This is a genomic window from Nitrospinaceae bacterium, from assembly GCA_018669005.1.
Lineage (GTDB): Bacteria > UBA8248 > UBA8248 > UBA8248 > UBA8248 > UBA8248.
Window position 1 is genome coordinate 1 of the sequence record JABJAL010000066.1, and the last position, 7,163, is coordinate 7,163.

The window sequence follows — 7,163 nt, forward strand, 5'->3', positions numbered from 1 at the left end:
ATCGACAGGCGCACCCTCTACCGCAAGTTAATCAAATACGGTCTGAAATCAGCATCCCACTTGGAGGATGACGAGGTGGGGCCCGATGAATAGAAATTTTTCCCCGGCGCTGCCGGGCGATGAGGAGCCCAGATGACCCTCTTTCCTGAGCCGCTTGCCCCCGAGGCCCTGAGGTGGCGCTTCGATAAATCTGAATCTCTCGATCTCGACGGGGGAAAACTGTCCAAGGAAATTTTTATCGGCCAGGAACGTGCCGAGCGCGCGATGGCGTTTGGCCTCGGCATGTCCTCTAACGAGTTTAATCTCTATGTATCGGGCCCGCCGGGAACCGGCAAGTACACCATGTGTCGTTCGTACTGCGAGCGCCTGGCATGCGAAACGGACGTGCCCGATTCCATCGCCTTCGTGCACAACTTTTCAGATTCCGATCGGCCTCTTTGGCTCACCTTCCCGGCGGGGATAGCGGTCGAGTTTCAGGGTGATATGGCCATGCTCGTCACCGAACTTCAGGAATCGATTCCCAAAGCATTTGAGGCAGATGCCCACGAGAGTGCGCGAAAGGAGATTGTCGAGTCGGTGCAGACCCAGCAGCGCCAACGGCTTGAGGCACTTGAGGAAAAGGGGCGGGCGGTGAACTTTGCCATTCAGATGTCCCAGGCAGGCTTGAACGTCATCCCTCTGATCGACGGCAAAAACGCTACGGCCGAGCAGTTTGAAAATCTGCCTGAGGAGGAGCGCAAGCGCTATGAGGAAAATCGCAACTCCTTGGCCACTCCGATTTCTGAGTTCGTCAAGGAGACACGCAACCTTGAAAAAGAGGTGCGCGCCCGCATGCGGAAGCTGGACGAAAATATCGCGCTCACTGCCGTCAAAGGGCCCATGGACGATCTTCGGGACAAGTATGCGTCTTTTGAGAAGACGATTTCTTTCCTCGACATGGTGGAGCGCCATATTTTGGGCAACTTTTCGACCTTCCAGAACACCGAGGAGCTGGGAGGAGCCGAGGCCGCACCGATGATGATGATGCGGCCGCCGAAGGATGAAAATCCTTTCCGCGTCTACGAAGTTAACGTTGTCGTTGATAACTCTGCTCTCGAATGTGCGCCGGTCGTCTACGAATCGAATCCGAATTTCAACAACCTGTTTGGGCGAATAGAGCGCCGGGCCCACTTCGGAACCTATACGACGGATTTCACCCTTGTTCGGGCCGGATCGATTGTCCAGGCGAGCGGCGGCTTTTTAATTCTCAATGCCCTCGATGTACTGACGAACCCCGGTGTCTGGCCGGCGCTCAAGCGCGCCATCCGCACCCGTTGTGTTCGTATCGAGGACCTGGGCGAAACATTTGGCTGGAGTCAAGGCACCATCAAACCAGAGCCCATTCCGGTGAACGTGAAGGTGCTGCTCATGGGCAGCCCGATGATCTACTACCTCCTTCTTCGTCAAGATGAGGACTTCGGAAAGCTCTTCAAGGTAAAGGCCGATTTTAGTTCCGTCATTAAGCGCACCCCTGCGAGCCTTCGGGATTTTCGGGCTTTCGTTGAGTTTCATCGGGCCGAGGATGGGTTGCTGCCCTTTAGTGATGATGCGATGGCGCGGGTGCTTGAGGCGAGCTCGCGCATGGTCTCTGACCAGAGCCGGCTCTCGGCCCAGTTCGGCGAGCTTAGAGAACTTTTGCTTGAGGCTGATCACTGGGCTCGGCAGGAGGAGGCGCAGCGAGTTGAGGCCAAGCACATTATTTGCGCCGAGGACGAAAAGCGATTTCGGGCAGATCTTCTCGACGAGCGGCTTCGCGATCAAATTATCGAGGGCCACGTGATGATCGACGTCGAGGGCGAGGTCATCGGCCAGATTAATGGCCTTGCCGTGCTAAGCATGGGCGATTTCAGTTTCGGCAAGCCCTCTCGCATCACGGCCCAAACTTTCATGGGCGATCGCGGGGTGATTAACATCGAGCGCGAGAGCAAACTCTCGGGCAACATCCACGACAAAGGGATGCTCATTCTCCAGGGCTATCTCGGCGCGACCTATGCCCGAAATCATCCCCTCGCTCTTTCGGCAAGCATCACCTTCGAGCAGAACTATGGCGGTGTGGATGGCGATAGCGCCTCATCGACCGAGCTTTATGCGCTCTTGAGTTCGCTCTCCGGGCTTCCCATCAAGCAAGGGTTTGCCGTCACCGGATCGGTCAACCAACGAGGCGAGATTCAACCCATCGGCGGGGTGAACGAGAAGATCGAGGGCTTTTTTGAAGTGTGCAAAGGTATGGGCGAGCTCACCGGTGAGCAGGGTGTGTTAATTCCCCACCAAAACGTGACAAATCTCATGCTTCGCGATGAGGTGGTTGAGGCGGTCAGGGCGGGCAAGTTCAACGTCTACCCCATTCATACCGTGGACGAGGGCATCTCGCTCCTGACTGGCACACCTGCCGGGGAGCGGGACGAGGATAGCGGCGAGTTTCCCGAAGGCTCGGTTCACGGCATGGTCGCGGCCCGGCTTGCTAAGATGTACGAGGATCTTCGCCGGCTAGGAAAAAAGAAAGACGATGAAGAAGAAGAGGACGAAAAGCCCTCCCCCACTCCCGAGATGCCGCCCGCGCCGCCCGATCCCCCTCCCGGCCCGCCAAGAAGACGGGGCGGTAGAAGCTAATTGGCTGATTTTTTTTCACCGCACGTGCTCATAAAACCGCACAAGCCTAGTCGCCGGAACACCCATCCAGTAGAGGATGCTGAGCCCCCACCAGATGACGAAACACCGCCATTTTCCCCAGACCTTGATGCGCCGCCCGCTGGCGGTGACGCTCGCAGGTAAAATTGAGATGCCGCCTGCCTCGCGCATCCGATCGCTGAAGTCCCAATCCTCAAATAGCGGCATATCCGCGTAGCCACCCATTTTTTTGAAAACAGAGCGACGAACGAAGATGGCCTGATCGCCGAAGAGCAGATTCGTCCATTGCGAGCGGGTGTTGGCGCTGAAGCTTATGAAGCGGCTGAAGAGATCGTTTCGATCAAAACGGTGGGTGAATCCCCCGCCAACTGTTTTGGGCTCGCCTGTAGGAGATTCGATCAAGGTTTTTTCGATCAACGAAAGCGCGCCAGGAGGGAGCAGGGTGTCGGAGTGGAGAAAGAGCAGGATGTCTCCTTTTGCGGCTGCTGCGCCCTGGTTCATCTGCGCAGCTCTTCCGGGCGGTGAGGTGATGAGGCGGGCTTTATCGGCCGCTATCTGGGGGGTGGCGTCCCAGCTTCCGCCATCTGAGACGATGATTTCAAAAACCCCCGCCTGCTCGCTGAGCGCATCTAGAAACGGACCTATTCCTTCGGCCTCGTTAAGCGCGGGTATTACGATGGAAATCATGGGTGGCCTGCGGCGGAAAGGAATTTGAATGGCCCACTAGGGTGCCCCATCCTGGAGGCAGTTTGGGGCATTTTGCCACAAGTTAGTTTTTTCGCAATTTTCATTAAATCACCTGATTAAATTTAATCATAAAAAACAAATGGTTACGAGGGATTAAGTTTTTCGGCGCTGTGGCACATGAATTGCCTCTCTTTATATCAGAGACAGAGAAACTCCTTTTATGTGCAGGAGGTCGAGTTATGGAAATCCGGAAAATTCTCGCTCCCATCGATTTTTCGGGGCGCAGTGTAGAGGAACTCAAGTGGGCCACCACCATGGCCAATGTCTTTGGCGCAGAGCTCATCACGCTTCACGTTATTCCCCCCGAGATTGTCGAGGTTTATGCGCAAAAGGGGAAGGACTGGAACTTGATGCGCGAGGAAGTTTGCGCGAAAACCAAGGAGATGGTCGAGGAGGTAGGCAGTGACATCGGGCTTGCCGGGCTTGAGCACGAGGAGCACATCGTTTCGGGCGAGCCTGTTGAGGAAATACTTCGCGCCATCAAACTGCACGATATCGATTTTGTTGTGGTCTCGACGCATGGGCGCACAGGGGTTTCGCATGTGCTTATGGGGAGTGTTGTTGAGAAGCTCGTGGCGAAATCGCCGGTTCCTATGCTCACGTTGAGTGAGGCCTCGCTTGCCGCGACGCTTAACTAGCAGATGCAAGTGGAAGGAGGCGTTGGTGATGTTTAAGAAAATTCTTGTTCCCCTGGATGGGTCGAGGTTGGCCGAGGAGACGCTCGGCGGGATTCGAGAGCTCGCCGGGATTCATGGCTCTAAGGTCGTACTCCTGCGGGTGGCATTTGCGTTGGTGTTTCCTGGAGTGGATCCGAGTGAGTCACAGATCAAGGTGACAGAGGAGGCGGAAGGATATCTCACCCAGGTTGCCGAGGCACTGCGGGCCGAGGGTATCGAGGTGAAGACGGCTGTGCGGTATGGGTTTCCGGCAGAGGAGATTGTGGGTCATCTTGAGCGAGGGAATTTTGATCTGTTGGCGATGGCGACACATGGAAGGACAGGACCGGCCCGTTTGGTGATGGGTAGCGTGGCCGAAAAAGTTCTCAGGAGCGCGAGCGTTCCGGTTCTTCTGTTCCGAACCTCCGGGAAGGTGGCCGGGGGGAGCAGACAACCGATTTCCGCTGCGTAAGGGAGGAAAGGGAGGTGGTCATGAAAAGGTTTGAGCCGAAAAAAATTCTTGTGCCGGTTGATTTTTCTGACTTCAGTAGGAAGGCGCTTGAGTCGGCGGCGGAGATCGCCGAGCTGCGCGGGGCGAAGATCACGGTGGTGCATGTCATGGTCGAGCCTCAGACGTCGGTTCCTTATGAGGTGTACATCGACTGGAAGAAGGTGCGCGAGGAAATTTCGGCGGATGCCGAGAAGCTTCTTGATGGGATGATCGAGAAGGCGGGTATTAAAGGCGAGGTTGAGCGAGTAATGGTTTGGGGTGAGCCGGTGGGGGTGGTGAACGATATGGCCGAGAAGGGTGATTTTGACCTGATTGTGATGGCCACTCACGGGCGCACCGGACTCCCAAGGCTTTTCCTCGGCTCGGTGGCTGAGAATGTGATACGCCATGCGCATTGCCCTGTTCTTGTAATGCGTGATCCGGAGTAGCTTAAACTCCGGGGGCCCCTTTGTGGTGTTATCCGCCCGCGAGGGGCCCCCGGTGCTTTATTCCTTGTTCGATCTCACCCCTACCCCGTTGGTAATGCATGAGGCTTTTTTTGTGTTGAGCCGGCCTTTGCCGATGCTCAGGCGTGGCCATGGGCTGCCGGAGTTTGGCTGAGACGGGTTGGCGCTTGAATCCAGTTGGCGACTATTGTAGTCGTTTGAAGTGGATGCGACATGTAAAATATTGATATTTAAGCATTCGTCCAGAATTGGCTCATCGTCCCTCGAGAATCGGGCATACAGGTCCAGGGTCATGGATATATTCGCATGGCCCATGAGGCGCTGGGCTATTTTGGGGGGTAGGTTCCGCTTTGCGAGGATGCTGGCAAAAACGACACGGAGGTCGTGGAATCGGCAGTGACGCATATTTACTTTTTCAAGAATCCGCGTATGGGCGTGCCAGACCGAGTGATATGAAATTGGGAATATCTAAAGCGGTTAGAAAATAGCGAAAAATAGAACTAACTCTTGTCGCAAAAAAGGTATATAATTCAAATCTTTAGCTCGTCTTTTTGGGTATTTGGCCTAGAGCGAACTAAACCTATATGATTTTGAAGGACTTTTGGGGTCGACAGCGGCTGGTGAGGTTATGTGCGGCATGTTGCATGTTGCACGTTGCCAGTGGCGAGGTGGAGAGTTGAAAGCTGGAGGGGTGGAATAAAATGCACCGACTTCGTTTTTCTTATGGAAGGGCCGCCATAGCTGCGTATTTGTTTGCCCTGCTATTTATTCTCTCTACCCTCGTACCTGCCAGCTCCCGCCTTAATCTTCCAGAATTAACGAAAGAGCAGCGCACAGCCATTAAGCTTTTGCGTGAGACGGTCTCCCAGATAGAAGAAAACTACGTTTCCCTGCCTAATATGAATAAGGTTTTTGGCGCGGGCTTGACCGGCATCCAAAAGTCTATTGGGAAAAAACATCTCGAAGTAATTCGAATGGATTCTGGGCGCTATACATTGCGGGCCGGTGGTGAGGAGATGGTTGTTCGCTTTGGCGCTGGTGGCTCGGAGGGACTGGCCGCCATGGAAAGGGCATACCGTTTCGCACTTTCTAAAGTTGGTTCCGAGCGAAGTTCAGGTAGTGATCTCAAGGTAATGTACGATTCGTTAGGTGCTATTTTCAATTCGCTAGATGCTTTCAGCGCTTTTCTTCCACCCGATGTTTACCGGGAAATGCAGGTGGAGACCACGGGGCGGTACGGTGGTCTCGGCATCACAATTACAACGCGGGATAAAAAAATAACAATTGTTTCTCCGATTGAGGACACACCAGCCTTCGAGGTGGGACTGCAACCTGGAGATGTTATTGCGCTCGTTAACGGCGAATCTACTAAGGGGTGGTCACTTTCAAAGGCCGTAAAAAAAATGAGGGGGCCGCCTGGTACTGCTGTCCGTCTTGGTATTACCCGGCAAGCCTGGATTTCGCCAAAAGAGTTTGTCGTTGTTCGTGCTGTTGTCCAGATAAGAAGTGTTAAATCCCGCATAATGGCTGAAGATATTGGCTATGTTCGGCTTACCGCTTTTCATGAGCGTACATCCGATGAACTAGGTACGGCATTGAGGCGGTTTCGCAATTCTGGTGTGAGGGCGATTGTTCTTGATTTGCGGAATAATCCCGGAGGTCTTCTTCGGCAATCCGTTCGGGTGGCAGAGCGTTTCTTGCCCGAGAGAAGTATGGTGGTGTTCACTCGGGGACGTCATCGTAGTCAGACAATGTATTTTCGAACCCATGGTCATGGGGCATGGTTTGATAAGCCCATAATAGTTCTTGTGAATAAGGGAAGTGCGAGTGCCTCGGAGATAGTGGCCGGTGCGCTTAAGGACTTGGATCGTGGCCTGTTGATTGGACGAAAGACATTCGGGAAGGGTTCGGTACAAACCATCATACCGCTTAGTGGCGGGGCAGGAATTCGGATAACGACTGCGAAATATTACACCCCCAGCGGCCGCTGCATCCATCGGGATGAGTACAACCACAAGTTCAATGACGCTGAGAATGACACGCTGACCTGGGAGGATATCACTGCGGTTCCTCTCGAAGAGCTACCTCCCTACGCCACGATGCGTCTGAACAGAACGGTGCGCGGCGGCGGCGGTA

Annotated in this window: 7 protein-coding genes; 5 read left to right on the forward strand and 2 right to left on the reverse strand. The window is 54.4% G+C overall.

The features are described 5' to 3' along the window. Positions 1 to 132 precede the first annotated feature (132 nt). A complete protein-coding gene (locus HOJ95_08940; GenBank protein MBT6394818.1) occupies positions 133 to 2,649 on the forward strand; it encodes an AAA family ATPase in 2,517 nt (838 codons plus the stop codon). A gap of 15 nt (positions 2,650 to 2,664) precedes the next feature. Here the strand turns inward: HOJ95_08940 and HOJ95_08945 are convergent, their stop codons facing one another. After that, positions 2,665 to 3,354 (reverse strand): glycosyltransferase family 2 protein, encoded by a 690-nt coding sequence (locus HOJ95_08945; GenBank protein MBT6394819.1) that lies wholly within the window; start codon positions 3,352 to 3,354, stop codon positions 2,665 to 2,667. A 239-nt stretch (positions 3,355 to 3,593) separates the two neighbouring features. On the opposite strand from HOJ95_08945, the gene HOJ95_08950 reads away from it, so the two are divergent. Genes HOJ95_08950 through HOJ95_08960 form a run of 3 tightly spaced genes read left to right on the forward strand, consistent with a single transcriptional unit; the run spans position 3,594 to position 5,009 of the window. Continuing rightward, on the forward strand, positions 3,594 to 4,052 hold the full coding sequence (locus HOJ95_08950) for a universal stress protein (GenBank protein MBT6394820.1): 459 nt from the start codon (positions 3,594 to 3,596) through the stop codon (positions 4,050 to 4,052). A gap of 28 nt (positions 4,053 to 4,080) precedes the next feature. Continuing rightward, positions 4,081 to 4,542 (forward strand): universal stress protein, encoded by a 462-nt coding sequence (locus tag HOJ95_08955; protein ID MBT6394821.1) that lies wholly within the window; start codon positions 4,081 to 4,083, stop codon positions 4,540 to 4,542. A gap of 20 nt (positions 4,543 to 4,562) precedes the next feature. Continuing rightward, positions 4,563 to 5,009: a universal stress protein gene (locus HOJ95_08960; protein ID MBT6394822.1), complete on the forward strand. Its 447-nt coding sequence runs from the start codon at positions 4,563 to 4,565 to the stop codon at positions 5,007 to 5,009. 57 nt (positions 5,010 to 5,066) lie between these two features. Here the strand turns inward: HOJ95_08960 and HOJ95_08965 are convergent, their stop codons facing one another. Further along, on the reverse strand, positions 5,067 to 5,495 hold the full coding sequence (locus tag HOJ95_08965) for a tyrosine-type recombinase/integrase (protein MBT6394823.1): 429 nt from the start codon (positions 5,493 to 5,495) through the stop codon (positions 5,067 to 5,069). A gap of 233 nt (positions 5,496 to 5,728) precedes the next feature. Here HOJ95_08965 and HOJ95_08970 point away from each other — a divergent pair. Then, positions 5,729 to 7,163: S41 family peptidase (locus tag HOJ95_08970; GenBank protein MBT6394824.1), on the forward strand; the 1,435-nt coding region annotated here is incomplete at its 3' end.